This is a genomic window from Clostridium sp. 16K-1-R1, assembly GCF_023921145.1.
GTDB classification, from domain to species: Bacteria; Bacillota; Clostridia; order Clostridiales; family Clostridiaceae; genus Sarcina; species Sarcina perfringens.
On the sequence record NZ_CP046515.1, the window covers coordinates 2697980 to 2723192 of the forward strand.

At 29.7% G+C, this 25213-nt stretch carries 21 protein-coding genes, 8 tRNA genes and 2 riboswitches; of the genes, 6 read left to right on the forward strand and 23 right to left on the reverse strand.

Features of this window, described 5'->3' with window-relative positions; genetic code table 11:
* Window positions 1-2: 2 nt before the first annotated feature.
* Together GOM42_RS11925 and GOM42_RS11930 are read right to left on the reverse strand one after the other, a co-directional pair.
* Window positions 3-78, reverse strand: a tRNA-Trp gene (locus tag GOM42_RS11925).
* 262 nt (window positions 79-340) lie between these two features.
* On the reverse strand, window positions 341-961 hold the full coding sequence (locus GOM42_RS11930; protein WP_003457372.1) for a CBS domain-containing protein: 621 nt from the start codon (window positions 959-961) through the stop codon (window positions 341-343).
* Between the two features lie 299 nt (window positions 962-1260).
* On the opposite strand from GOM42_RS11930, the gene tsaE reads away from it, so the two are divergent.
* Genes tsaE through rimI form a run of 3 tightly spaced genes read left to right on the forward strand, consistent with a single transcriptional unit; the run spans window position 1261 to window position 2869 of the window.
* On the forward strand, window positions 1261-1725 hold the full coding sequence (gene tsaE, locus GOM42_RS11935) for a tRNA (adenosine(37)-N6)-threonylcarbamoyltransferase complex ATPase subunit type 1 TsaE (protein ID WP_003452458.1): 465 nt from the start codon (window positions 1261-1263) through the stop codon (window positions 1723-1725).
* Entirely contained in the window at window positions 1719-2423 is a 705-nt protein-coding gene (gene tsaB / locus GOM42_RS11940; RefSeq protein WP_110077267.1) for a tRNA (adenosine(37)-N6)-threonylcarbamoyltransferase complex dimerization subunit type 1 TsaB, read from the forward strand. Before tsaE ends, tsaB begins: the two co-directional genes overlap by 7 nt.
* Window positions 2423-2869, forward strand: coding sequence for a ribosomal protein S18-alanine N-acetyltransferase (rimI, locus tag GOM42_RS11945; protein WP_003452514.1), 447 nt, complete (start codon window positions 2423-2425; stop codon window positions 2867-2869). The genes tsaB and rimI overlap by 1 nt, the downstream gene beginning before the upstream one ends.
* Before the next feature lie 93 nt (window positions 2870-2962).
* Here rimI and GOM42_RS11950 read toward each other — a convergent pair whose 3' ends face one another.
* On the reverse strand, window positions 2963-3559 hold the full coding sequence (locus tag GOM42_RS11950) for an ECF transporter S component (RefSeq protein ID WP_110077268.1): 597 nt from the start codon (window positions 3557-3559) through the stop codon (window positions 2963-2965).
* 126 nt (window positions 3560-3685) lie between these two features.
* A riboswitch (FMN riboswitch) is annotated at window positions 3686-3803 on the reverse strand.
* A 103-nt stretch (window positions 3804-3906) separates the two neighbouring features.
* The gene (gene tex / locus GOM42_RS11955; RefSeq protein ID WP_011591063.1) at window positions 3907-6069 is read right to left on the reverse strand and encodes an RNA-binding transcriptional accessory protein Tex; all 2163 of its coding nucleotides are present in this window, start codon (window positions 6067-6069) and stop codon (window positions 3907-3909) included.
* A 111-nt stretch (window positions 6070-6180) separates the two neighbouring features.
* On the opposite strand from tex, the gene GOM42_RS11960 reads away from it, so the two are divergent.
* Entirely contained in the window at window positions 6181-7524 is a 1344-nt protein-coding gene (locus tag GOM42_RS11960; protein WP_011591064.1) for a M28 family metallopeptidase, read from the forward strand.
* Window positions 7525-7771: 247 nt separating this feature from the next.
* On the opposite strand, the gene prfB is transcribed toward GOM42_RS11960, so the two are convergent.
* From prfB to GOM42_RS11990, 6 genes are all read right to left on the reverse strand, one after another.
* Window positions 7772-8867 (reverse strand): peptide chain release factor 2 gene (gene prfB, locus GOM42_RS11965; RefSeq protein ID WP_110077269.1). Its coding sequence is split into 2 segments (ribosomal slippage): window positions 7772-8788 and window positions 8790-8867, totalling 1095 coding nucleotides; the frame shifts between segments, so codons are not numbered across the junction.
* A 252-nt stretch (window positions 8868-9119) separates the two neighbouring features.
* Complete coding sequence (gene secA / locus GOM42_RS11970; RefSeq protein ID WP_003457334.1) at window positions 9120-11642, reverse strand: preprotein translocase subunit SecA; 2523 nt, start codon at window positions 11640-11642, stop codon at window positions 9120-9122.
* Between the two features lie 234 nt (window positions 11643-11876).
* On the reverse strand, window positions 11877-12416 hold the full coding sequence (gene raiA, locus GOM42_RS11975) for a ribosome-associated translation inhibitor RaiA (protein WP_003452413.1): 540 nt from the start codon (window positions 12414-12416) through the stop codon (window positions 11877-11879).
* A 451-nt stretch (window positions 12417-12867) separates the two neighbouring features.
* Window positions 12868-13527, reverse strand: a complete 660-nt coding sequence (locus GOM42_RS11980; protein WP_003457335.1) for a phosphoribosyltransferase family protein — start codon at window positions 13525-13527, stop codon at window positions 12868-12870.
* Window positions 13503-14465 (reverse strand): hypothetical protein, encoded by a 963-nt coding sequence (locus tag GOM42_RS11985; protein ID WP_003457387.1) that lies wholly within the window; start codon window positions 14463-14465, stop codon window positions 13503-13505. Before GOM42_RS11985 ends, GOM42_RS11980 begins: the two co-directional genes overlap by 25 nt.
* Before the next feature lie 17 nt (window positions 14466-14482).
* On the reverse strand, window positions 14483-16717 hold the full coding sequence (locus GOM42_RS11990; RefSeq protein ID WP_003457380.1) for an ATP-dependent RecD-like DNA helicase: 2235 nt from the start codon (window positions 16715-16717) through the stop codon (window positions 14483-14485).
* Window positions 16718-16853: 136 nt separating this feature from the next.
* On the opposite strand from GOM42_RS11990, the gene nagA reads away from it, so the two are divergent.
* Entirely contained in the window at window positions 16854-17990 is a 1137-nt protein-coding gene (nagA, locus tag GOM42_RS11995; RefSeq protein ID WP_110077270.1) for an N-acetylglucosamine-6-phosphate deacetylase, read from the forward strand.
* A gap of 136 nt (window positions 17991-18126) precedes the next feature.
* Here the strand turns inward: nagA and metK are convergent, their stop codons facing one another.
* The 9 genes from metK to GOM42_RS12040 form a co-directional block, all read right to left on the reverse strand.
* The gene (gene metK, locus GOM42_RS12000; RefSeq protein WP_003478628.1) at window positions 18127-19302 is read right to left on the reverse strand and encodes a methionine adenosyltransferase; all 1176 of its coding nucleotides are present in this window, start codon (window positions 19300-19302) and stop codon (window positions 18127-18129) included.
* 247 nt (window positions 19303-19549) lie between these two features.
* A riboswitch (SAM riboswitch) is annotated at window positions 19550-19655 on the reverse strand.
* 76 nt (window positions 19656-19731) lie between these two features.
* A tRNA-Tyr gene (locus GOM42_RS12005) sits at window positions 19732-19817 on the reverse strand.
* 5 nt (window positions 19818-19822) lie between these two features.
* A tRNA-Thr gene (locus GOM42_RS12010) sits at window positions 19823-19898 on the reverse strand.
* A 25-nt stretch (window positions 19899-19923) separates the two neighbouring features.
* Window positions 19924-20009, reverse strand: a tRNA-Tyr gene (locus GOM42_RS12015).
* A 5-nt stretch (window positions 20010-20014) separates the two neighbouring features.
* Window positions 20015-20090: transfer RNA gene (locus tag GOM42_RS12020), tRNA-Thr, on the reverse strand.
* Window positions 20091-20108: 18 nt separating this feature from the next.
* Window positions 20109-20184, reverse strand: a tRNA-Val gene (locus GOM42_RS12025).
* Between the two features lie 4 nt (window positions 20185-20188).
* A tRNA-Tyr gene (locus GOM42_RS12030) sits at window positions 20189-20274 on the reverse strand.
* A gap of 5 nt (window positions 20275-20279) precedes the next feature.
* Window positions 20280-20355: transfer RNA gene (locus GOM42_RS12035), tRNA-Thr, on the reverse strand.
* Window positions 20356-20519: 164 nt separating this feature from the next.
* Window positions 20520-21182, reverse strand: a complete 663-nt coding sequence (locus GOM42_RS12040) for a hypothetical protein (RefSeq protein ID WP_049039497.1) — start codon at window positions 21180-21182, stop codon at window positions 20520-20522.
* Window positions 21183-21269: 87 nt separating this feature from the next.
* On the opposite strand from GOM42_RS12040, the gene yyaC reads away from it, so the two are divergent.
* Window positions 21270-21800: a spore protease YyaC gene (gene yyaC, locus GOM42_RS12045; protein ID WP_003468202.1), complete on the forward strand. Its 531-nt coding sequence runs from the start codon at window positions 21270-21272 to the stop codon at window positions 21798-21800.
* Window positions 21801-21838: 38 nt separating this feature from the next.
* Here yyaC and GOM42_RS12050 read toward each other — a convergent pair whose 3' ends face one another.
* From GOM42_RS12050 to spoIID, 4 genes are all read right to left on the reverse strand, one after another.
* A complete protein-coding gene (locus tag GOM42_RS12050; RefSeq protein ID WP_003452335.1) occupies window positions 21839-22876 on the reverse strand; it encodes a rod shape-determining protein in 1038 nt (345 codons plus the stop codon).
* A 90-nt stretch (window positions 22877-22966) separates the two neighbouring features.
* Entirely contained in the window at window positions 22967-23218 is a 252-nt protein-coding gene (spoIIID, locus tag GOM42_RS12055) for a sporulation transcriptional regulator SpoIIID (RefSeq protein WP_003452341.1), read from the reverse strand.
* 76 nt (window positions 23219-23294) lie between these two features.
* Window positions 23295-24065 carry a M23 family metallopeptidase gene (locus GOM42_RS12060; RefSeq protein ID WP_003457419.1) on the reverse strand — a complete coding sequence of 257 codons (771 nt, stop codon included), beginning with the start codon at window positions 24063-24065 and terminating at the stop codon, window positions 23295-23297.
* A gap of 109 nt (window positions 24066-24174) precedes the next feature.
* Window positions 24175-25197, reverse strand: a complete 1023-nt coding sequence (spoIID, locus tag GOM42_RS12065) for a stage II sporulation protein D (protein ID WP_003457347.1) — start codon at window positions 25195-25197, stop codon at window positions 24175-24177.
* Window positions 25198-25213: the final 16 nt, after the last annotated feature.

Below are 25213 nucleotides of genomic sequence, written 5' to 3' on the forward strand. Positions count from 1 at the left end.
ATTGGCAGGGGCAGTAGGACTCGAACCCACAACCAATGGTTTTGGAGACCACTACTCTACCAATTGAGCCATACCCCTGAACACAGAATTTATTATATATTAAAAATAAACTTAACGCAAGAGTTTTTTATGTAATTTTTTATTTTTAATAAAAAGTCTATATTAATCCCCTAATAAAACAATATAATATTTGACAATAAAAAAATATATTTAGCTAAATTTAAAGTAATTATTTCATCATTTCACTATTATCTTCATCAATTAAAATAAAGCATATATAATATAAATTTAAAAAATCAATATTATATATGCTCTATAATTATGTGTTTATAATAGTTTACTATGCTAATTTAAATCCTGACTCTTTTAATTTCTTTTTAATATTTTCAACATCTATGCTTTTAACCCTAACTATAACCTCTTTAACATCAGTTAAACTCTTTGTATCTACAATAACTATGCTTAATATATCTCCACCTTCTTCAGATATTGTCTTAGTTATTTTTGATAATTGTCCTGGGACATCGTAAGATCTTATTACTATTCTTTCCCCTTTATTAAGTCCAAAAGCATTGTTAAATTCTCTAAAAACTGCCTTATGAGTTAGTATTCCTTTGAAATTATCAAATTCATCTACTACAGCCACAAAAGAAATTCTCATTCTTTCTAGCATGGATACTGCCTTTTCTATATGTTCTGATTTATTTATTATAGGAACTTCTGTTTTTAATATTTCACCTACAGTAATATTATTTAATACTTCATCTTTGCTTAAATTATGTTTAAAGTAATATTTATAGATAGAGCTTTTAGCCACTGCGCCCCTAAACTTATCTCCATCTACTACAGGAATTGATAAAAACTTATTATCCTCCATGATTTTTAGTGCATCTTTAAGTTTAGTATTAGAATCAACTAAATCTAGATTTTCTTTCTTTGTCATAATAGCTTTTACTAACATACAAATCCCCCCAATTCCTAAATTTACATACTATATACTATTATTATACTATTATATTATTACATAGTTATCCAATTATATTAAATTTATCAAAGTATTAATTAAAGATACTTTTCCCCTTTTATTGTTAATATTATAATAATTTTATAGGTATATGTTTTATTAAATATTAGGAGAATTTTTAACTATTTAAGAAACATAATAAAACTTTAAATACCTTATTAAATCTACTCTCTCTTTTCTTTTTCTTTAAATTTGGATAGAATGATTAAAGAGTGTTAATTTGAAAGGAGTTCTTTATGGAATTTATAGTAGATAGTGTAGATAAAACTATGCATATTGGAAGACAACTTGGTTCTCTTGTAAATAAAGGAGATATTCTTTGTTTAACTGGAGACTTAGGAACTGGCAAAACTCATATAAGTAAAGGAATTGCAGAAGGATTAGGAATTGACGAGCATATAACTAGTCCAACTTTTAATATAGTTAATGAATATCATAGCGGAAGATTAACTCTTTATCATTTTGATGTTTATAGAGTTAATGATCCCGATGAAATTGAAGCAATTGGCTTTGATGAATATATCTTTGGTGATGGAGTAAGCTTAATTGAATGGGCTAATTACATAGAAGAACTTATTCCTGAAGAGTATATACATATAAAAATAGAAAAATTACCTGATATGGGTGAAAATTTTAGAAAAATAAGTATTAATGGTTATGGTGATAGATATAACTACATAAAGGAGATAAAAGAATGTTAGTATTAGCTATTGATTCATCTTCTAGCACAGCTACTTGCGCACTTGTTAGTGAAAAAGGAGTTCTAGGAGAAATAAACTTAAATGATAAAAAACAACATTCCGTTTTATTAATGGACTTAATAGATGATTTACTTAAGTATAATAATCTAAAAATTAAAGATTTAGACGGATTTGCTATTAGTGAAGGTCCTGGTTCATTTACTGGACTTAGAATTGGTATGGCAACTGTTAAAGGATTAAGCTTTGGAAGTAAAAAACCTTCTGTTTGCGTTTCTTCCCTTGATGCTTTAGCTTATAATATTTCAGGACTTAATGGAATAATCTGTCCTATTATAGATGCTCTTAGAGGAAATGTATATGCTTCTCTATATAAAAAAGAAGGAGATGAGCTAGTATCTCTTAGTGAAAAAGAATGCATTTCTTTAACTGACTTAATTGAAAAAATAAAAGAAAAAAATGAGGATGTTATCTTTGTAGGAGATGGAATAAGCAAACACAAAGAAGCTTTAAAAGAAGCTTTTCCTAATTGCTCTTTTGCCCCTAGTCATTCATCTTATCCAAGAGCAGCATCAGTTGGAGAATTAGGATTAAGATTATTAGAGTCAGGAGTTTCTCACGATTTAAATACATATGCTCCTATATACTTAAGAAAATCTCAAGCTGAAAGAGAATATGAAGAAAGAATGAGATTAAAATAATGAATTCATATAAAATAGAACTTATGAATTCTTCCCATGTTAAGGGCGTTTTTGAAGTAAGTAAACTTAGTCTTGCAGAATCTTGGAATATAGATTCTATAGAAAAAGAACTTTCTAATAAACTAGCAAAATATCTTGTTGCTTTACATGGAGACAAGGTTATTGGCTTTGTTGGAATGTGGATTGTTTTTCATGAGGGAGATATAACTAACGTAGCAGTTCATCCTGAATATAGAAAACAAGGAGTTGGAAATCTTTTAATAGATAATCTAATTACTTTATGTAAAGAAAATAATATAAATTCTCTTACCTTAGAAGTTAGAGAGTCTAATATTCCTGCTCAATCCCTTTACAAAAAGCATGGATTTAAGGAAGAAGGGATAAGAAAAAACTTCTACAATAATCCAAAAGAAAACGCCATAATAATGTGGAAACATGATATTTAGACTATATTTTTAATTAGTATTTATTTTTAGCTAGATCTTTAAAACTAATATAAAATAATAGGGACTATATCATTTTGATATAGTCCCTTTCTATTATCCTAAATTTTCTTTCATTTGTTTTGGTTTATCTAGCATAGGTTCAACCTTAAATATTGATACAGAAACCTTTTTATATAAAGCATATGTTATTCCACAAACTAATATAGATTTTATTCCGTTAAATGGGATTAATCCAACTGTTACATATTGCATTAACTCTGTTTTTGACATAGCCATACCGTATGCTGGAAGCAATAAATAAACATTAGCTAATATTCCTACCACTTCTATACATAAAACTCCTAGTACCATTCCTAAAATAGCAGTTTTCTTAGTTTTATTTTTCTTATAAACTAATGCTGCTGGCCATACTAAAGCTACTCCAACTAAGAAATTAGCAAACTCACCTACAAATCCTGTTCCTGTCCCCTTTATTATTAATATTAATAAATTTTTCATAAGTTCTATTATTACCCCTGCTAATGGACCAAAAGCAAAGGCTCCCATAAGGGCAGGCACATCGCTTAAATCAATCTTAAGCCATGGGAATATAGGTATTACCGGAAAGTCAATATACATAAGTATTACTGCAATTGCAGATAAAAGTGATAGTTTAATGAATCTGTTTGTGTTTAAGGTTTTTGTTTTCATTTTTTCCCCTCCCAAAAGTTACTTCCTCTGGGGCTATTAAGTCTTTAATGATTTTTTTCAAATAAAAAAGCCCTGATACATATACTTATATCAGGGCATATAGATTCAGAATTTAAATCATTAAACACTCATCTTCTTTCATCCAGACTATACTGTCGGCCTCGGAATTTCACCGAATCATGCTAAAAACTAGCTCGCGGGCTTTACCGCCGGTGGGGACTTACACCCCGCCCTGAAGACTTTTTTTATTTCATTTGTTATAATTTTAACTCTTTTTTATATAAATTTCAATATATTAAATATTTTTATCTACTAAAATTTTCACTTATTTTAATTAATTTTCTAACTTAACCTTCTTTTTTCATTGATAATGAAATTCTCTTTCTTTTTAAATCAACATCTAATATTCTAACTTCTACAACATCTCCAACCTTAACTATATCAAGTGGATGTTTAACAAAGCTATCTGCCATTTGGCTCTTATGAACTAATCCATCTTGGTGAACTCCAATATCTACAAAAGCACCAAAATCAGATACATTTCTAACTGTCCCCATTAAAATCATACCTGGTTTTAAATCTTTCATTTCTATTACGCCAGACTTAAATATTGGTTTAGGTAATTCCTCTCTTGGATCTCTTCCAGGCTTTTTAATTTCCTTTATAATATCATTAAGTGTTGGTTCTCCAACTTCTAATTCTTTTGCTAAGTTAGAAATTCCTTTTGCTTTTACTCTCTCATCTATATCTACTAATTTGCCATTTTTTAAATCTTCTTCTGTATATCCTAAAGTTTTTATAAGTTCCTTAGCTACTTTATATGACTCTGGATGAACTGAAGTATTATCTAAAGCTTCTTTGCTTTCCATAACTCTTAAGAATCCTGCACATTGTTCATAAGCTTTTTGTCCTAATCTTTTAACTTTTAAAAGCTCTTTTCTACTTTTAAACTTACCATTTTCTTCTCTATAATCAACAATATTTTTAGCTATTGAAGCATTTATCCCTGAAATATAACTTAATAATGATGGAGTTGCTATATTTAAATCTACTCCTACATTATTAACACAATCCTCAACTATCCCTGCTAAGGATTCATCAAGTTTTTTCTGAGTTACATCATGTTGATATTGTCCTACTCCTATAGCCTTAGGATCTATTTTAACAAGCTCAGCTAATGGATCTTGAAGTCTTCTTCCTATAGAAATTGCTCCTCTTACAGTTACATCTAAGTCTGGATATTCCTTATTTGCAAGTTCTGATGCTGAATAAACAGAAGCACCTGCCTCAGAAACTATAACATAAAATAATTCTTTTCCTGTTTCCTCTTTTATTTCCTTAAGCATCTTTGCAATTACTTCTTCTGATTCTCTTGAAGCTGTTCCATTTCCTAAAGAAATAACTTGAACTCCATGTTTTTTAATAAGTTTTTTAAGTGTACTTATTGTTTCATCAATTCTATTTTGAGGGGCTGTTGGATAAACTGTTGTATTCTCAACAAATTTTCCTGTTTCATCTAAGATTGCTACCTTACATCCAGTTCTAAATCCAGGGTCAAATCCCATTACAACTTTTCCCTTAATAGGAGCTTGCATTAAGAGAGCTTTTAAATTAGCCTTAAATATATCAATTGCTCCCTCTTCTCCCTTAGAGGTTAATTCACTTCTTATTTCCCTTTCTATTGAAGGATATATAAGTCTTTTAAAGGAGTCCTTTATACTTTCTTCTAAATACTTATCAGTAATTTTATTTCCCTTTAAAACTTTTTTATTTAAATAATCTATAATTATATCATCATTACAAGTTACTTTAACTGAAAGAATTTTTTCTTTTTCTCCTCTATTTATAGCTAATATTCTATGAGATGGAATTGTTCTAACAGGCTCCTTATAATCATAATACATTTCATAAGGTGTTTGTTCTTCACTGCTTCCCTTTACCTGAATTATTCCATCCTTTTGAACAAAATTTCTAATCCATTTTCTATAATCAGCATTATCAGATATTATTTCACTTATAATATCCATAGCCCCTTGAAGAGCTTCCTCTTCATTTTTAACACCTTTTTCTTCATTAATATATTTATTAGCCTCTTCTACTATATCACCATTAAACTCTCCTGATAGAATAAGCTCTGCTAATGGCTTTAATCCTTTTTCAACAGCCATAGTAGCTCTTGTTCTCTTTTTAGCTTTAAAAGGTCTATATATATCTTCAACCTCAGTAAGGGTAGTAGCTTTCTCAATTTTTAGTTTTAATTCTGGAGTTAATTTTTCTTGCTCCTCTATTATTCTTAAAACATCTTCTTTTCTACTTTCTAAATTTCTTAAATATGTTAATCTCTCATTAAATTTTCTTAGAACCTCATCTGTTAATCCACCAGTTCTTTCTTTTCTATATCTAGCTATGAAAGGTACTGTATTTCCTTCATCTAACATTTCTATAACGCTTGTTACCTGTTTTAATGAAATACCAAGTTCCTTTGATAAAATATGATTTATATTGTCCATAATGTCCTCCTATGTTTTATCTATTAATTTAATATTAATAGTAATTTTTTGAATAAACATAATTTAAATCTCATACTTTTAATTATAACCTAATTATTTATGGAGGATAATATGAAAAAATTATATATAGCCACAATAAATATACTTCTTTGTACATTTATTTTGCTTATACAACTCTCTCTAGTTTATAAAAATAGGCTTGATCCCTTTGAAAGAGAAGGTGTTTTAAAGAATATAGAATACTTAACCTCTGATGAATTAGAAGGAAGACTTTGCGGAAATGAAGGTAATTACTTAGCTCAAGAATTCATTGAAAATTCTTTTATTAAATCAAACATAAAAAAACTTAATTCTAGTTATCTTCAAGATTTCAATGTAAAAGCCCCTATTTTAGTTGAAGGAGAGCCTTATTTAAAAGTTTACGATAAAAATAATAAGTTAGTATCTTCATATAAATATGGAGTAGATTTTAAAGAAGCCTTTATAAACTTTAGGGTAAATCATATAACTTTTGATAATACAAATGAATTTAAAGTTCTTCCTACAATAATGAAAGGAACTTCTTCATCTAATAACAGTGTTGTATTTCTCTCATCTCCAGTAGATTCTTTTAATTTTAGAAGCTCTTTTATTGAGGATACACCTTGTGACTTATATGTGGTAGTAGCTCCAAATCTTATAAAAGAACTAGAGACATATTTAAATAAAGGTTACAAAATAGACTGTTTTATCCCTTATGAGGTTAAAGAGAAAGTTGTTAACAATGTTACTGGAATTATAAAAGGTAAAAATCCATTTTTACCCCCTTTAGTCTTAACAGCTCATTTTGATCATATGGGAAAAGGACTTTCTGGTGAAATTTATAGAGGTGCTTTAGATAATGCTTCTGGTGCTTCATTTTTATTAGAATTAAGTTCTTTCCTAGCTTCTCTTCCTCAACCATCAAGGGATATAATAATAGTCTCTCTAAATGCTGAAGAATTCGGATTACTAGGTTCTAAAAATTTTGCTAAAGAAAATAAAGACTTATTAAAAAACGCTACAGTTATTAACTTTGATATGATTGGAAGTGATAAAGATATCCCACTCACATTTATGGCAGGAGAAGATACTTGTTTCCACAGTGATTTACTAGATAGGCTTTGTGAAATTTGTAATGAAAAGAACATAACTAATATTATAGAAAATAAAGATTCCTCTGACCACGCAAGCTTTATTAAAGAAGGTTTTGATGCAATAACAATAAATGATGGTGATGTAACAAGAATTCACACTCCAGAAGATAAAATTGAATATATAAGTCCTACAGCCATAGATAGAAGCTTCTCTGTGGTATGGAGCGAAATATTTGACTCAGCTTACTCATCCTCTGGATTATTCTTATTAGACTCAAAAGTTCTTATATTGCTAATATTATCAGCTTTAATTTGTTTAATATTAAAGTTAAAAAGTTAAATTATATAATTAAAAAAGATAAAATTTAAAAGTGCTTATACAAAAATAACTTATAAATAGTATTAAAAGAATATTTAAATTAAAATTAGAATTTAAGCCCCTATATAGAAAAGTTAATCTAAAAAACTAAATACTAGGCTAGCTGCTTAATAGTTTTTAAGATGTTTTCAAAGTAATTACTTAAAATTCTTAGTTTAATTCATTAATTCTCATAATCTATTTATAAGTTTTTTATATAGTCACCTTTTTATGAATTTAAATAGGCAATTATAAAATTATCTATATCTCCATCCATTACTCCGTTAACATTAGATGTCTCAACATTAGTTCTATGATCCTTAACCATTGAATATGGATGGAAAACATAACTTCTTATCTGACTTCCCCATCCCATATCTTTTAATTCACCTGTTAAATCCTCTATTTTTTCCTTATGAGCTCTCTCTTTAAGTTCTATAAGTTTAGACTTTAACATTCCCATAGCAGTATCTCTATTAGAAAACTGACTTCTCTCATTTTGGCATTGAACTACTATTCCAGTTGGAATATGAGTAATTCTTACTGCTGACTCAGTTTTATTTACATGCTGACCACCAGCTCCACCGGCTCTATAAGTGTCTATTCTTAAGTCTACAGGATTTATTTCTATATCTTGATCTGATGTTAACTCTGGTAAAACTTCTACTGAAGCAAAGGAAGTTTGCCTTTTACCATTAGCATTAAAAGGTGATATTCTAACTAATCTGTGAATACCCTTTTCAGCCTTTAAATATCCATAAGCAAATTCACCTTTAACTTTTAACGTAACACTTTTTACTCCTGCTTCATCTCCAGGTAAATAATCAATAGTTTCTAAGGAATATCCCTTCTTTTCACACCATCTTGTGTACATTCTAAGAAGCATTTCTGTCCAATCATTAGCATCGCTTCCACCAACACCTGTATGAAGTGTTAATATGGCATCATTTCTATCATATTCCCCAGAAAGAATTGTCTCTATTTTTAATGTATCTACCTCTTTACTTAAAGCCTTAACTTCGCTTATTATCTCCTTAGCTGTTTCCTCGTCATTTTCTTCCATAAGCTCTTTTAATACTTCTACATCATCTATTCTTTCATTTAAATTTTTAAACTTATCAATTTTATCTTTTACTCTTTTTGCTTCTTGGGTTACTTCTTGGGCCTTTTGGACATCATCCCAAAATCCCGCCTCTTGCATCTTAAGCTCTAATTCTGCACTTTTCTTCTCTAAAGATGCTAAGTCAAAGTGAAGCCCCCATTTCCTTTAAATTATTTTTTAGTTCATGTAACTTTGATAATTGATTTTCAAGTTCCATAATCATAAAAACTTCACCCCTAGCTTTAATTATTTTGATATTATAAAGTATATCATTTTATAGCTATTTAAAACAATAAAATCATATTTAGTAAAAATCTAAATATAATCTTAAAGTTCATAAAAATATTTTTTTAAAAATTGAATATCAGTAGAAGTTCAAGTCATTCCAATATTATATGTACAATTCATAGCATTTTATTTATTAATAAAATTATATAAAAAAGCCTCTGCAAATAATGCAAAGGCTTTTTTTATATTAAACTACTTCTCTTCCACAACATGATTTATATTTTTTTCCACTTCCACATGGACATAAATCATTTCTACCTACTTTAGGCTCTTTTTTAACTGGTTTTTTCTTTACTTCTTGAGAGTCTCCACCATGACTTGCTCCTGTTTCCTTAGCAACTCTCTCTCTTTGTGGTTTTTCAGCTTCAACTTTTACATGGAATAAGTATCTTACTGTGTCTATTTTGATGTTATTTATCATTTCATCAAACATAGCACTACCTTCCATTTGGTAAGCTTGAGTTGGATCTTGTTGTTTGTAAGCTCTTAATCCAATACCTTGTTTTAAGTGATCCATATCATCTATGTGATCCATCCACTTAGTGTCAACAACTCTTAAGATTATAACTCTTTCAATTTCTCTCATTTGCTCTGAGCCAACGAACTCTTCTTTTTCCTTGTAGATTTCCCTAGCACATTCAATGAATTTTCTAGTAATTTCTTCATTTGAAGAAGTTTTTAATTCTTCTACAGTGAATTTACCATGTGGTAACATTATATCTTCTAAGTATTTTATTAAATCTCCAAGTTCTTTTTCAAAATCATCTTCATCAATATTTCCTAAGTGAGCTTGAACAGCACTAGTTACAACATCTTCAATCATAGCTTGAACGCTGTCTTCTAAGTTTTCACCCTCTAAAACTTGTGATCTTTGCTTATAGATAACTTCTCTTTGTTTATTCATAACATCATCGTATCCTAATAATGTTTTTCTTATATCAAAGTTGTTACCTTCTACTTTCTTTTGAGCATTTTCTATTGATTTAGTAACCATTTTACTTTCAATAGCCTCAGTTTCTTCTAATCCTAATCTATCAACAACAGATTGAAGTTTTTCTGAGCCAAATATTCTCATTAAATCATCCTCTAAAGAGATATAGAATCTTGAATGACCTTTATCTCCTTGACGACCAGAACGTCCTCTAAGCTGGTTATCTATTCTTCTTGATTCGTGTCTTTCAGTACCTATGATTTTTAAACCACCAACTTCTAAAACACCTTCTCCAAGTTTAATATCAGTACCTCTACCAGCCATGTTAGTTGCAATTGTTATGTTACCTAACTCACCTGCATGAGATACAATTTCAGCTTCTTGCTCATGGTATCTAGCATTTAAAACCTTATGCGGAACACCTTTTTTCTTTAATAAAGATGAAAGATATTCTGATTTTTCTATACTAGTTGTACCAACTAAGACTGGTTGACCTGTCTTATGAGTTTCTATTATTTCTTCCACTATGGCATCATATTTTCCTTTAGCAGTTTTAAATACTAAATCTGAATGGTCTTCCCTTTGAACTGGTCTATGAGTTGGAATAACAACAACGTCTAGTCCATATATTTCTCTAAACTCAGTTTCCTCAGTAAGTGCAGTACCTGTCATACCTGCTAATTTAGTGTACATTCTGAAATAGTTTTGGAATGTTATAGTTGCTAAAGTCTTAGATTCTCTTTGAACTTTAACACCTTCCTTAGCTTCAATAGCTTGGTGAAGACCATCTGAGTATCTTCTACCTTCCATAAGTCTTCCTGTAAATTCATCGACTATAGCTATTTCATCATCTTTAACCATGTAATCTTTATCTCTCTTCATTACATAGTTAGCTTTTAAGGCTTGAGTAATATGATGTTGTAATTCCATGTTATTAGCATCTGCGTAGTTTTCTATTCCAAAAGCCTTTTCTGCCTCTGCAACCCCTTTATCAGTAAGCATTGCAGCATGTGCTTTTTCATCTATTGTATAATCTTCTTCTTCTCTTAATTTCTTAACGAAGAAATCAGCTATCTTATAAAGATCTGTTGATTTACTTCCTGCACCTGAAATTATAAGAGGAGTTCTTGCTTCATCTATAAGAATTGAGTCAACCTCATCCACTATACAGTAGTGTAATGGTCTTTGAACTCTTTCTTCTTTGTAAATAACCATGTTATCTCTTAAATAATCGAATCCAAACTCATTATTTGTTCCATAAGTTATATCTGCATTATATGCTTCTCTTCTTTGATCATTAGTTAATCCATGAACTATAACCCCAGTAGTTAATCCTAAGAATTCATATAATTGACCCATCCACTCTTTATCTCTTGTTGCAAGATAATCATTAACTGTAATTACATGAACACCTTTACCAGCTATAGCATTTAAATAAACAGGTAAAGTAGCAACTAATGTTTTACCTTCACCAGTTTTCATTTCTGCTATTCTTCCTTGGTGTAACACTGTACCCCCAATTAATTGCTCTCTATAGTGTTTCATTCCTAAAACTCTTGTTGACGCTTCTCTACAAACAGCAAAAGCTTCTGGAAGCATATCATCTAAGCTTTCTCCTTTAGCATATCTATCCTTAAATTCAAATGTTTTTTGCTTTAATTCTTCATCAGATAGTTTTTCCATTTCAGGCCCAAGCGAATCTATTTTGTCTACAATAGGTGTTATTCTTTTAACTTCTCTATCGCTATAACTTCCAAATATTTTATCAAATAATCCCATTATAATATCCCTCAATTCTACTTTCTTATATGCTTAATATTCTAATAATTATCTCATTATAACACATATATACATTATTCTAAATTTTCCAAAAAAATTATTTAAAATAATTCTCATTAGATTATACCATTTATAGTAACCTATTTTCAATAAATGTAATAATTTAGATAAAACTTTTACATAAAAATAAAAAGATGTAGGTAAAAACCTACATCTTTTTTTATATTTATTCTATTATTCTTCGCCTAATCCTGGTTCAATTAAACCATAATTACCATCTTTTCTTTTATAAACTACATTTAGTTGATTTGTCTCTGGATCTTGGAATACAAAGAAGTCATGTCCTATAAGCTCCATTTGTAAAACGGCTTCTTCAGCTCCCATTGGCTTAACATCAAATCTTTTAGTTTTTACTATTTTTGCTTCTTTTTCTTCTTTCATATCCTCTATTGGATCTATATGAGCAAATCTTAATGAATCATATCTATTTTTCTTTGATAATCTAGTTTTTTGTTTTCTTATTTGTCTTTCGATTTTTTCTTCAACTAAGTCTATTGACTTATACATATCGTCTGTAGATTCTTCACCTCTTAATAATATTCCATTAAAAGGAATCATAACTTCTATGATTTGTTTATTTTTCTCTACGCTTAAAGTGGCCTTTGCTTCAACTCCTGGTTCAAAATACTTGCTTAACTTGGATATTTTCTTTTCTACACAATCCTTTAAAGCATTTGTTAACTCTATATTCTTAGCATGTACTGTTACTTTCATATCGTCAGCCCCTTTCAAAAAAACAAGTAACCTTAAACAATGTAAAGGTTTAAATATTATACTATAATTGTACTCTGTTAAAGGATTTTATACAAGTTTTAATTATTTTAATTAACTTAATTTTTTATAATATAGATCTTAATTGTCTAATTAAATCTTCTCTTTACTTAATTTATTTATAACAGATGTAACTTGACAAAAAATAAAAAAGGACCATGAAAATCATAGTCCCTTTTTATAGCTAGTTGACCTGGTCTTTGACCCCACACTCGCCTACTGGAGCTTTCGCTACCCGGAGTTAACCTCTCACTACTAACCCTCTCAGCCTTTATTGGCTGGTAGGTCTTACTTCTAAGCCGCACCATGCTCATTAAAACTTTGTTTAACTTACGTGGATCGTTTCGCCTGCGACTGGCATCGACTTTCAACCACAAACCTAGCTACATTACTATTATATATTACTTTTAGCAATAGTCAATAAAAAAATCTTAATATCTTTAATTTTTTTTAGTTCTCTTACACAGGCCTTTAATGTAGAACCAGTAGTCATTACATCATCTAAAAGTATAATACTTTTTCCTTCTAAATTCCTATATCTTTTAAGATAAAAAGCATTTTTCACATTTTTTTCTCTTTCTTCTTTAGATAATGACTTTTGTTCTTTTACTTTATTTTTCTTTTTTAAAGTTTCTATGGATTTAATCCCTAGTCGCTTTCCTAATTCTTTTGATAAATATTCACATTGGTTAAATTCCTTCTTTCTAAGGGAATCCTTAGCTACGGGAACATATGTTATAAAATCAACATCTAAATTTGATTCTTTTATTTTTTCTTCTAGTAACATAACTAATATTTCACCAGCATGAAAATCTCCTTTATATTTAAGTCTTAATATTAAATCCTTAACTATAAAAGAATAATAAGAACAGATTAACATTTCACATTCTTCAATAATCAGAGTTTCATTTAACTTTTGTATTTTACCTTTGCATTTATCACAAATTATTTTTTCTCCATCTTTATTGCATACATAACACTTTTCTTCTGTTGGATAAATAGCTTCTAAAAAACATTGAAATAAATAATCTACCTTATCTCTGACTCTCTCCATAAAGTTTTATTAAAGCCTCTTGCTAACCTCCTAGCAGTTTCTATGTTATCTCCCTCTTCATTACTTAATAATATTACTTCTCTTCCAGTGCATTTATCTTTGCATAAAGCTCCACAGGCAAATATTATTTTTTTGTAATCAACAATATCTTTTTCAAAAGAATAGATCACCATATCACATTCTGGAATAGAATCAAAATATTCATGTAATGAATCTGTTATAAAAATAATCCCTTCTTTTTTAAATCTACTTTCATTTACTATATTTAAAAAGGAATTCTTTTTATCTTCTTTTACTATTTTAACCTTATTTTCTAAATTTAAATCCTCAGTATAATATTCATAAATTTTATTTAAGTTAAATTTATTTGGAACATATACAACCAAGATTCTCTTTTCTCTTATAAACCATTCAATATAATCATATAAGGTATAAGGCATTGAAGTTTCTAAATTAACTCTAGTTGTTATTAGTCTCGGCTCTAAGAAATGTGTTTTTCTTTGATTATTTAATATTTCTATGTGCTTTATATTATTAAATACCTTATCTACTGAACATATTACTATTTTCTTAGATAGGCGTTTTAAGTACATTAAATCCTCGTTGCATTCAATACTACTCTTATTTGAATATAAGCTTACATCATCATATATTATTAAATCAAAATTCTTTTTTATATTAAAAATATTATTAAAATTTATAAAATCAAAATTCATAGAATTTAATTGCTCATTCTTACAAACTTTTCTACTCTTACCTACATACAAAACTTTTTCATTATTTATTAAACAATCACCAATTAAACTTTCAATAAAGTTCAACTTTTGATAGGGCTCACATATCAAATTTATAAACCTATCATTGCTTTTTACATACCATTTCTTTAATATATGACTATATCTATTCTCAACCCTTAAATTATTGCCATATAAGCTCACTTTTAAATCCCCCTAATTTAATCTTGTTCAAAAACCTCATTAGATATTACTTCTTTTATTCTCCAATTTAAAGAGGAATAACGTTCCATACTCCTTGTATTATCAACCATATATTTTAATGCTTTAGGTATTCCAACTACTACAACCATTTCTTTTGCCCTAGTTATTCCTGTATATAATAAATTTCTATTCATAAGTAATGGTGCACCCATATATGCAGGTATTATTACTACAGGGAATTCACTTCCTTGACTTTTATGTATTGTGATTGCATAAGCTAAATCTAATTCATCTAAATACATAAAATCATAAATAACTCTTCTTTCATCATCAAAGATTATAGATAGTTTTTTCCCTTCTAAATCTATACTTTCTATAAATCCCATATCTCCATTAAATACACCCAAGCCTTCATGCTCACCTTTTCCAGCTATTCTGGTCCATTTTAGAGAGTAGTTATTCTTTATCTGCATAACCTTATCTCCCTCTCTAAATACCATACTTCTAAATTCTTTTTCTTTTTTATATGGAGCCTTTGGGTTTAAGACATTTTGAATTCTTTCATTTAAATTTGTAACTCCTAATACACCCTTTTTCATAGGAACTAAAACCTGTATACTTTTTAACTTATCCCAATTTGAGTTAAACTTAGGCAACCTAGTATTTATTAAATCTATAATAGTATTTAATATTCCCTCTTGAATATCATTTCTTATGAAGAAGAAATCAGTACCTTTTTCATTTAACTTAGGCATCTCACCTTTATTTATTTTATGTGCATTTACTACAATCATACTCTCTTTTCCTTGTCTAAATATTTCCTTTAGACGTACAACCTTTGTAAATCCACTCTCTATAAAATCATTTAATACATTTCCAGCTCCTACTGATGGAAGCTGATCAACATCTCCTACTATTATAAGCCTAGTACCTACCTTAATAGATTTAAGTAAAGCATTCATTAAAGTTATATCAATCATTGATGCCTCATCTATTATAACCACATCAGCCTCTAAGGAATGTTCCTCTGCATTGGTTACAAAAACACTTTCTTCTTTTTCAAAGACTCCCATGTCAAGCATTCTATGTATTGTAGTAGCTTCTTTTCCTGTAGATTCACTCATTCTTTTAGCCGCTCTTCCAGTAGGTGCTCCCAAAAGAACCTTCAAACCACAAGTTTCAAAAATTTCAATTATACACTTTATTATAGTGGTCTTTCCTGTTCCTGGTCCCCCAGTTATTATCTCTATTCCATTTTGAAAAGCACTTATTATAGCATCTTTCTGGGATTCTGCAAAAGTTATATTATTTTTCTTTTCAAATTGAAGTATTAAGTGCTCAACATCTACACTTATATCTTGGAAATTGCTTATAGCTAAAGTTAAAATCCTATTAGTTATTCCAAGCTCACAATAATAATTAGGTATTGTGAAAACACCTTCTTTATCATTAACTTTCTCTAACTTTATTTTTCTATCTAAAGCTGCATTTTTAATATTTTCTTCTATTATATCTCCACTTACAGTTAATACATTACTTGCTTCCTTTATAAGTTCATCCTTTGGCATAAAAGTATGTCCATTAGCACAAAATTCATTTATTACGTATCTTATACCACTTTGAATTCTAAAAGGTGAGTCAATTTCTATTCCTAAACTTCTAGCAATCTTATCAGAAGTCTTAAATCCTATTCCTGAAATTTCATCACAAAGTATATATGGATTATTTTTAACTGTATCAACTGAACTAGCTCCATATTTTTTATAAATCTTCAAACATTGATTTACACTTAATCCATGGGTTTGCAAAAATATAGTTATATTTTTTAATTCTCTTTGTTCTCTATAAGACTCAATTATGGTCTCTAACTTCTTTTTACCTATTCCTTCTATTTCTTTTAATCTCTCAATATTATTATCTAAAATATTAAGAGTATCTTCTCCAAATTTATTTACAATTTTTTTTGCCGTAACAGGCCCTATCCCCTGTATTATCCCAGAAGATAAATATTTTTCTATTCCATCCTTTGAAGTAGGTAATATCTCTTCACATTCTTCTACCTTAAATTGTTTTCCAAACTGGGAATGGTTAACCCAACTTCCTGTAATTTTTAAATTTTGACCTTCTTTTACATGTGGTAAAACTCCCACTGCTGTATGAATAATATTATTTTCTCTAAATTTTATAACTGTATACCCTGTATCTGAGCTTTTAAATACTATACTCTCAACTATTCCATTTAATGCTTCCATATTACCTCCTAAAAGGTTTCTCTTGAATTGTTATTACTATTAATTATATCACAATTATTAAATTTAAATCATAGTGCTTATTTTGTTGACTTACACAAATTAAAATTTTAAGATTATTATGAGGAAGGTGATTCGTATGTTAATAAAAAACTGTAATATAGTATATTTAGATAAGATTGAAAAAGGAAATATACTTATAGAAAACGGAAAGATAAAGGCTATAAATCCTAAAGAAGAATGTGATTGTGAAGTAATTGATGGAGAAGGCTTATTCCTATCTCCAGGATTTATAGATGTTCATATACACGGTGCTGGTGGTCACGATACTATGGATGGCACTTATGAAGCTATAAATGAAATATCAAAGGTTATAGTTAAACATGGTACTACTTCATTTTTACCAACAACAATGACTGTAGCTGCTGAAGACGTATGCAAATCAATGGAAGCTATTCATAAAGCAAAAACTGAAGGAACAGATGGAGCTAATGTTTTAGGTGCTCACTTAGAAGGCCCATTTATAAGCCCAAGTGCAATAGGTGCTCAAAATCCTGATTTCTTAATCCCTCCAACAAAAGAAAACTTCTATAAATTAGTTGGAGAACATGAAGATGATGTTGTTTCAATAACTCTTGCTCCTGAAGTAGAAGGTGCTAAAGAACTTACTAAATTCTTAAGTGAAAAAGGTATAGTTGTTTCAATGGGACATACTAAAGCTACTTATGAAGAAGCTATGGAAGGAATAAAGTGTGGATGCTCTCATGCCACTCATTTATTCAATGCAATGACTCCATTTACTCATAGAGAACCTGGAGTTGTAGGTGCTGTTTTTGATAGTGAAATAACTACTGAAACAATCTCAGATGGTATTCACATAGCATATCCAAGCTTAAGAGTTGCCTATAAACAAAAAGGAACAGATAAGGTTTTATTAATAACTGATGCTATGATGGCTTGCTGTATGCCTGATGGAATGTATTCATTAGGAGGACAAGATGTTGAAGTTAAAAATGGAGCTGCAAGATTATTGAGTGGCTCTTTAGCAGGATCAATTTTAACTTTAGATGTGGCAGTTAAAAATATATTTAAAAACACTAATTATCCACTTAATGAAGTTATAAAAATGGCTACTTATAATGGAGCTAAACACTGTAAAGTTGATGATAAAAAAGGATTAATTAAAGAATGCTATGATGCTGACTTAATTCTTTTTGATGATAATATAGATATAAAATATGTAATAGTTAATGGAAAATTAGTTTATAAAGCTTAATATAAAAAAAGTACTTTGATTTTTCAAAGTGCTTTTTTATTTTATCTTAATTTTAAAATTACTAGTTCATCTTAAAATAATAAATTTATAGAAAAATAAAAAGCTTAGGATATAAAATCCTAAGCTTTTCTATATATTAAAGATATTTCTTTATTTCTTCAACTTTGTTTAAGTTTTCCCATGGAAGATCTAAATCTGTTCTTCCAAAGTGCCCATAAGCAGCAGTTTGTCTATATATAGGTCTTCTTAAATCTAAATCTCTTATTATAGCTCCTGGTCTTAAATCAAACACTTTATTTATTATATTAACTATTTCTTCGTCTGATATTTTTCCAGTTCCAAAAGTATCTACTATAATTGATACTGGTTTAGCAACTCCTATAGCATAAGCAACTTGAACTTCTAATTTATCTGCGATTCCTGCAGCAACTAAGTTTTTAGCTACCCATCTAGCAGCGTATGCAGCTGATCTATCAACTTTAGTTGGGTCTTTTCCTGAGAAAGCACCACCGCCGTGTCTTCCATATCCACCGTAAGTATCAACTATGATCTTTCTTCCTGTTAATCCAGCATCTCCTTGAGGTCCACCGATAACGAATCTTCCTGTTGGATTTATATAATACTTAGTATTTTCATCTAATAACTCTGCTGGTATAACAGCTTTTATAACATGTTCCATTAAATCAGCTTGTATTTGTTCTTGAGATACTTCTGGACCATGTTGTGTTGAAATTACTATTGCATCTATTCTAACTGGTTTGTCATTTTCATATTCAACAGTAACTTGTGTTTTTCCGTCTGGTCTTAAGTAAGGTAAAGTTCCGTTCTTTCTTACTTCTGTTAATCTTCTTGATAATCTATGAGCCATAGCTATTGGTGCTGGCATAAATTCTTCAGTTTCATTAGTAGCAAAACCAAACATCATTCCTTGGTCTCCTGCTCCAACTGCATCTATGTCAATTTTTTCTCCAGCTCTTGATTCTAAAGCTTCATCAACACCCATAGCGATATCTGATGATTGCTCATCTATTGTAGTCATAACTGAACAAGTTTCACAGTCGAAACCGTATTTAGCTCTATCATATCCTATACTTTTTATAGTTTCTCTAGCTATTTTAGGGATATCAACATAACAATTAGTTGTTATTTCTCCCATTACCATTACTAATCCTGTAGTAACAGCTGTTTCACAAGCAACTCTTGCGTTTGGATCTTTTGCAAATATAGCATCTAAAACTGCATCTGAAATTTGGTCGCATATTTTATCTGGATGCCCTTCAGTAACTGATTCTGATGTAAATAATCTTCTCATGGCTAAGGCTATCTTACTATCATAATAAGATAGCTAATTCACCCCTTTCATTTTATTTATTCCAACCCTGTTTATTTAAACAAATAACTTAATTTATCTTCCCACGATTCAAAATAATATCTTTAAAGCTTAATTAACAAACTTTATTTTAATGCGCGCCTTTAAAATATTTTTGTTAATAAAAAAATCTCTTCTCAAACCTTTAAAGATTTAAGAAGAGATTTTAGTTATACACTAAATTTATCTTCTCTCATCTTGTAAAGAATTTCTTTACCGGAATTGGCACCGTAGTGATTTCTCACTGGTTGCCGGGTTTCATAGGGCCTTTTTCCCTCCACCTCTCTGGATAAGAGTATATAAATACTAATTATTCTATTTTATTAAGATATTATTTTAATAAAGAGACACTTAATTAATAGTGTCTCTTTCTGGTGGTGGAAGAAGGATTCGAACCTTCGAAGTCGTCCGACAACAGATTTACAGTCTGCCCCCTTTGGCCACTCGGGAATTCCACCACATATGGAGCTGATGATCGGACTTGAACCGATAACCTGCTGATTACAAGTCAGCTGCTCTGCCAATTGAGCCACACCAGCATATCAATATTTTGTTTTTTATAAATGGTGGTGGAAGAAGGATTCGAACCTTCGAAGTCGTCCGACAACAGATTTACAGTCTGCCCCCTTTGGCCACTCGGGAATTCCACCACTTGTGGAGCTGATGATCGGACTTGAACCGATAACCTGCTGATTACAAGTCAGCTGCTCTGCCAATTGAGCCACACCAGCGCATTTATTATGTTTTAATGGTGGTCGCAACAGGGATCGAACCTGTGACCCCCTGCTTGTAAGGCAGGTGCTCTCCCAGCTGAGCTATGCGACCTTATTGGTGGTGGAAGAAGGATTCGAACCTTCGAAGTCGTCCGACAACAGATTTACAGTCTGCCCCCTTTGGCCACTCGGGAATTCCACCACTTATGGAGCTGATGATCGGACTTGAACCGATAACCTGCTGATTACAAGTCAGCTGCTCTGCCAATTGAGCCACACCAGCACATTTATTATTTTTCTCTGTCGTTTTGGCTCATCGCCAATCGACAAGACTTAGTATATATTGTTATGCTTTTTATTTCAAACTCAATTTTAGGCTATTTTCAAACATTATGTTAATCTATTTTTAAATTTCTCTCAATTTCTTTATTTTACTTCTTTTTTCATTTATATTTTCTCTTCAATTAACTCAATATTTATGTATGGACTTAATATATCTTTCATTTCTTTATATTCTTTCTCTTCTAATTTATCCTTAAGTATTTTAAATATATCAATAGCAGCATCTAACTCATCATTTCTCTTAATATGCTCTAATAAAACTCCGTAATCAGTTAAAGATAAATTCTTAGCAATAGACATTAATTTAAACTTATCTGCTTTATTTATCTTTTTAGGAATTGAATATTTATCTACTTTAAATACTTCTTTGCTTTCTTTTGATGATTTCTCCTCAGCTACCTTTTCTTTAGACTTTTCATTTTTTTTGATATTTGTAGCATTTTCTTTAGACTTACCTTCTATTTCTTTTTCTTCTTTTAATTGAGATTTATCTAAATCATTACTTTGCTTATTGTTATTCTCACTTATATTTTCTTTCTCTCTATCTTCTTTTAACTCTTCTTTATTGTTTTCTATAGCCTTTTGTCCATTTTCCTCTTCATTAATATTTAAAATTTCATTCTTTTGATTTTTTACACTCTCTGCTTTTAATTTAGCTTCTTCATAATTTAAGTTAACAAAATACGTCATTGCTCCCATTATTAATGTAGTAAAAAATAGTACTAAAAAACTTAAAAGCCCTTTATTCATAAGTATATTCACCTCCATTTTAATAATTACCACCTAAAATCTTTTTTATACTTCCATTTAATATTTCTAACACTTCCTTCATATAATTAATGAGGAGGTGAAGCCTTGAATAAAATAAAAACTTACTACAAAAATTATTTGGCATATTACGAGATTTCAAATTTTTTAAAAAATCATATAGATGAAAAAACCATTATAGTATGTATAGGAACCGATAAATGTATAGGTGATTGCTTAGGTCCATTAGTTGGTACCCTACTAAGAGAAAAATTCTTTCCTTTAAAAGTATTTGGTACACTTGATTCTCCTATACATGCTCTTAATCTTGACAAAAAAATAACTGAAATATTAAAAACTTATCCTGGTTATAAAATACTAGCCATAGATGCTTGCCTAGGAGATTCTAACTCTATTGGTGAAATTCATGCTAGAAATGAACCTATTCACCCTGGAAAGGGCGTTGGTAAATCCTTAAGAAGTGTTGGAGATATGTCTATAATAGCTATAGTTGATTCCTCCGAAAATATAGACCTATTTACAAGTAGACCAATTAGGTTAAGCTTTATATTAGATATGTCTAAAGTTATTGTAGATTCTTTAATTCACTCCTATTATTTAAAAAACAAAAAAAATTAACTATATATCTCTTAATATTAAGAGATATATAGTTAATTTTACTCATCAATTAATTTCACTTCTAAATCATCCATACCTAAATTTAATTTTTCAAATGTTTTCAATACTTTACCTGTTCCTTCAGCTACGCATTTTACAGCATCATCAGCAACTCTAACCTTAACGCCTGTCCTTTGTTCAATAAACTTATCTAAGCCATTTAATAAAGCGCCTCCACCAGTCATAAGAATTCCTTCTTCTATTATATCAGCTGCTAACTCAGGTGGTGTTTTTTCAAGAACAGAATGTACGGCTTCACCAATTATGCTAACATCATCTTTTAAAGCAATTCTAAGTTCTTCACTATCTACTGTTATTATTCCTGGTAAACCTGTAACTAGATTTCTTCCCTTTACTTCCATACTTTCTTTTCTATTACCTTCAACAGCTGTGGCAACATTTATTTTTAATTCCTCTGCTGTTCTCTCACCAATCATAAGTTTATATTTACTTCTAACAAATTTAATTATAGCTTCATCAAATCTATCTCCAGCTACTTTTACAGACTCCCTTATAACAATTCCGCCTAAGGATATTATAGCTATATCTGCAGTTCCTCCACCTATATCTACAACCATATGTCCACTAGCCTTTGATATATCTAATCCTGCTCCTATTGCAGCAGCTAAGGGTTCTTCTATAAGATATACGTTTTTAGCTCCTGAATTCTTTGCAGCATCTATAACTGCTCTTTTCTCAATCCCAGTCGCTTGGCAAGGTATACATATCATTACTTTAGGGGCAGATATTCTTCTATTTCCAACACCCTTCTTGATAAAATACTTTAACATAGCTTCTGTCATCTCGTAATCTGATATAACACCATTTCTCATAGGTCTTAATGCTACTATATTACCTGGTGTTCTTCCTATCATCTGTCTTGCAGCTTCTCCTACTGCTAGAACTTTGTTCTTATTTTTGTCTATGGCTACTACTGAGGGCTCTTTTAAGACTATACCTTTATCTTTCATATAGACAAGAACAGTTGCTGTTCCAAGGTCTATACCCATATCTGTACCTTTTCTCCAAAACCACATGTTTACAACTCCCTAATATATAATAATAATTATTAATTTCTATAAAAATATACATAAATACTAACTTTTATTATATAAGGAATATTTTCATCATTCAACAACTTTATATTTTAACTTAGTTGCCTTTCCACCTCTAATATGTCTTTCAGCTTTATTTAAATCTAATATACTTTTTGCTTCTTCAGCTATATCAGGATTTATCTTAGGCAATCTTTCAGTCATATCTTTATGTATAGTACTCTTGCTTACACCAAAAACTTTAGCTGTTTTTCTTATAGTAGCCCTTGAATAAATAATGTACTGAGCCACTTCTAAAACTCTCTCCTCAATATAATCTTTCAAGAACCTTACCTCCTTAAAAATATTCTTAAATTTTTAATCAGCTGCTTTTTTTATAAGCAGCTGATTATGTATTAAATTATTCTTTTACAGGAATATCTTTTAAGTATTTTTGTGGATCTACTGGCTCCTTAGAATTTTCCATATGGAACATTAAATAATTTTCAGAAACTCTATCACTTGGACTATTTTGAATAGTTTTTCCAATCTTACCTATAGAATCTCCTTTTTTAACATTATCCCCTTCTTTAACTTTAATCTCTGGATCTAAGTTTCCATAAAAACCAACAATACCGTTTTGATGCTCTATTTTAACAAAGCAACCTTCTTTTGAGTTTCCTTTTCCAGCCTCTACAACTTTACCATCACCAATTGCTAAAACTTCAGTTCCCTCAGCAGCTTCTATATCTATTCCTTTATAAACAGATGCACTTTGACCTGATTCATTTAATCTAGGTTCTAAGTTATATAATCTTGTTATAACTCCACCCTTAATTGGTGATGTAAAGCTTTGACTTTGGCTTGAAGTTGCAACTGACTTATCAGCATTATTTGCTTCAGGTTTTACTTCTTCACCATTAGCTTCATTAGATGCAATCTCTTCTGAATCATTTGCTATATCTGTTTTTCCTTCAACTAGTTCAGCATCATCAAAAGTATTACCAGTTGTAGTGCTATTATCCTCTGTATTTTCTATAGTGTTTTCTGCTATATTTTCTTCTACTGTGTTATTTGTGCTTTTATTTGCTACCACTACTCCAACTGTTGCTACTAAACATAGGCAAACAAATAAAACTACATAAAATCCATCCTTTTTAATAAATCTCTTAAATTGGTCTTTTTTATTCATTTTCAACACCTCCGTTTCTAATTCTGTCCATTTATCCTAAATTAATACACCTATATAAATCTTTTTTATAAAAAAAGAACAAGCAAAATTTATTTGCTTGTTCTTCTTATTACTCTATTAAAATTTTATTACTTTCTTCAATTTTACTTCCTTTAAAATAATGTTCTAATATTTCATCATATTTACTGCCTTCCTTTGCCATTACATTAGCTCCCCATTGACTCATGCCAACACCATGTCCATATCCTAAACATTTTATTTTTATGTTGTCATCTAAAACTTCCAATGTAAAATTGGCAGAATTTAGTCCAAATATTTTTCTAAATTCCTTCCCCTTAATGGTAGCTTCCCCTATTTTTATGTCATTTACAGTTCCTCCTGTGTTCCTATTTAATATTTTAACTTCTTCAGTTATATTATTTCCTAAATCACTATTAGGAATAGATTTTTTAATTTTACTCTTAAAATCACTTATAGAAATACTGATTTCACTCTCATATTTAGGTGATATTTCTTCCCCTGGACTTTCAACTGACTTTAAGTAAGGTACATCTTCTGAAAATACAGCAACTGCATCCTCTGTATTTCCTGAACTTGTAGAAAAATATTGAGGATATTTTACTAACTGATCATTATATGATAGAACTTTCCCCTCTGTTTCTTTAACAACTTTTTTTAATTTTTTTAAATATTCATCCCCATCTTTACCCCAAGCTTTTTTCTTTTCATTAATATTTAAATATGCTTGACAATGAGTAGTATCACATATATTTCCTTCCTTTATATTGTTACATCCAGTAATTAATTTATTTATAACAAATGTCCTTGCTAAAATAGACTGAGCTTTCAATGCCTCTTCATGAAAAGTAGCTGGCATTTCACTTGAAACTACAGATAAGACATATTCCTCTAATGGTACTTTTTCCACTTTATTTTCTTTAGATATGTAAACTTCAACTTCCTTTAAGTTAACTACATCAACTAACTTTTTATTTTTAACTTTCTCTACTTTATTATTACTTTCAGCCATACTTGAACTAGATAAAAAACCAAAAAGTATTGGTATAAAAACTATACTCACTATAATTGTTACAATAAAAATTACTGATTCTAAAATTTTTCTATTTATCATAAATCCTCCTAAAACT

Bases quoted from the DNA above. Each gene is read 5' to 3' on its own strand.
- nagA (WP_110077270.1), top strand. From the start codon at position 16,854: ATGTTAATAAAAAACTGTAATATAGTATATTTAGATAAGATTGAAAAA.
- GOM42_RS11930 (WP_003457372.1), bottom strand. From the start codon at position 961: ATGTTAGTAAAAGCTATTATGACAAAGAAAGAAAATCTAGATTTAGTT.
- rimI (WP_003452514.1), top strand. From the start codon at position 2,423: ATGAATTCATATAAAATAGAACTTATGAATTCTTCCCATGTTAAGGGC.
- secA (WP_003457334.1), bottom strand. From the start codon at position 11,642: ATGGGATTATTTGATAAAATATTTGGAAGTTATAGCGATAGAGAAGTT.
- tex (WP_011591063.1), bottom strand. From the start codon at position 6,069: ATGGACAATATAAATCATATTTTATCAAAGGAACTTGGTATTTCATTA.
- GOM42_RS11980 (WP_003457335.1), bottom strand. From the start codon at position 13,527: ATGGAGAGAGTCAGAGATAAGGTAGATTATTTATTTCAATGTTTTTTA.
- GOM42_RS12050 (WP_003452335.1), bottom strand. From the start codon at position 22,876: ATGTGGTTTTGGAGAAAAGGTACAGATATGGGTATAGACCTTGGAACA.
- GOM42_RS12040 (WP_049039497.1), bottom strand. From the start codon at position 21,182: ATGGAGGTGAATATACTTATGAATAAAGGGCTTTTAAGTTTTTTAGTA.
- GOM42_RS12060 (WP_003457419.1), bottom strand. From the start codon at position 24,065: ATGAATAAAAAAGACCAATTTAAGAGATTTATTAAAAAGGATGGATTT.
- tsaB (WP_110077267.1), top strand. From the start codon at position 1,719: ATGTTAGTATTAGCTATTGATTCATCTTCTAGCACAGCTACTTGCGCA.
- raiA (WP_003452413.1), bottom strand. From the start codon at position 12,416: ATGAAAGTAACAGTACATGCTAAGAATATAGAGTTAACAAATGCTTTA.
- GOM42_RS11990 (WP_003457380.1), bottom strand. From the start codon at position 16,717: ATGGAAGCATTAAATGGAATAGTTGAGAGTATAGTATTTAAAAGCTCA.
- metK (WP_003478628.1), bottom strand. From the start codon at position 19,302: ATGAGAAGATTATTTACATCAGAATCAGTTACTGAAGGGCATCCAGAT.
- tsaE (WP_003452458.1), top strand. From the start codon at position 1,261: ATGGAATTTATAGTAGATAGTGTAGATAAAACTATGCATATTGGAAGA.
- GOM42_RS11960 (WP_011591064.1), top strand. From the start codon at position 6,181: ATGAAAAAATTATATATAGCCACAATAAATATACTTCTTTGTACATTT.
- GOM42_RS11950 (WP_110077268.1), bottom strand. From the start codon at position 3,559: ATGAAAACAAAAACCTTAAACACAAACAGATTCATTAAACTATCACTT.
- spoIID (WP_003457347.1), bottom strand. From the start codon at position 25,197: ATGATAAATAGAAAAATTTTAGAATCAGTAATTTTTATTGTAACAATT.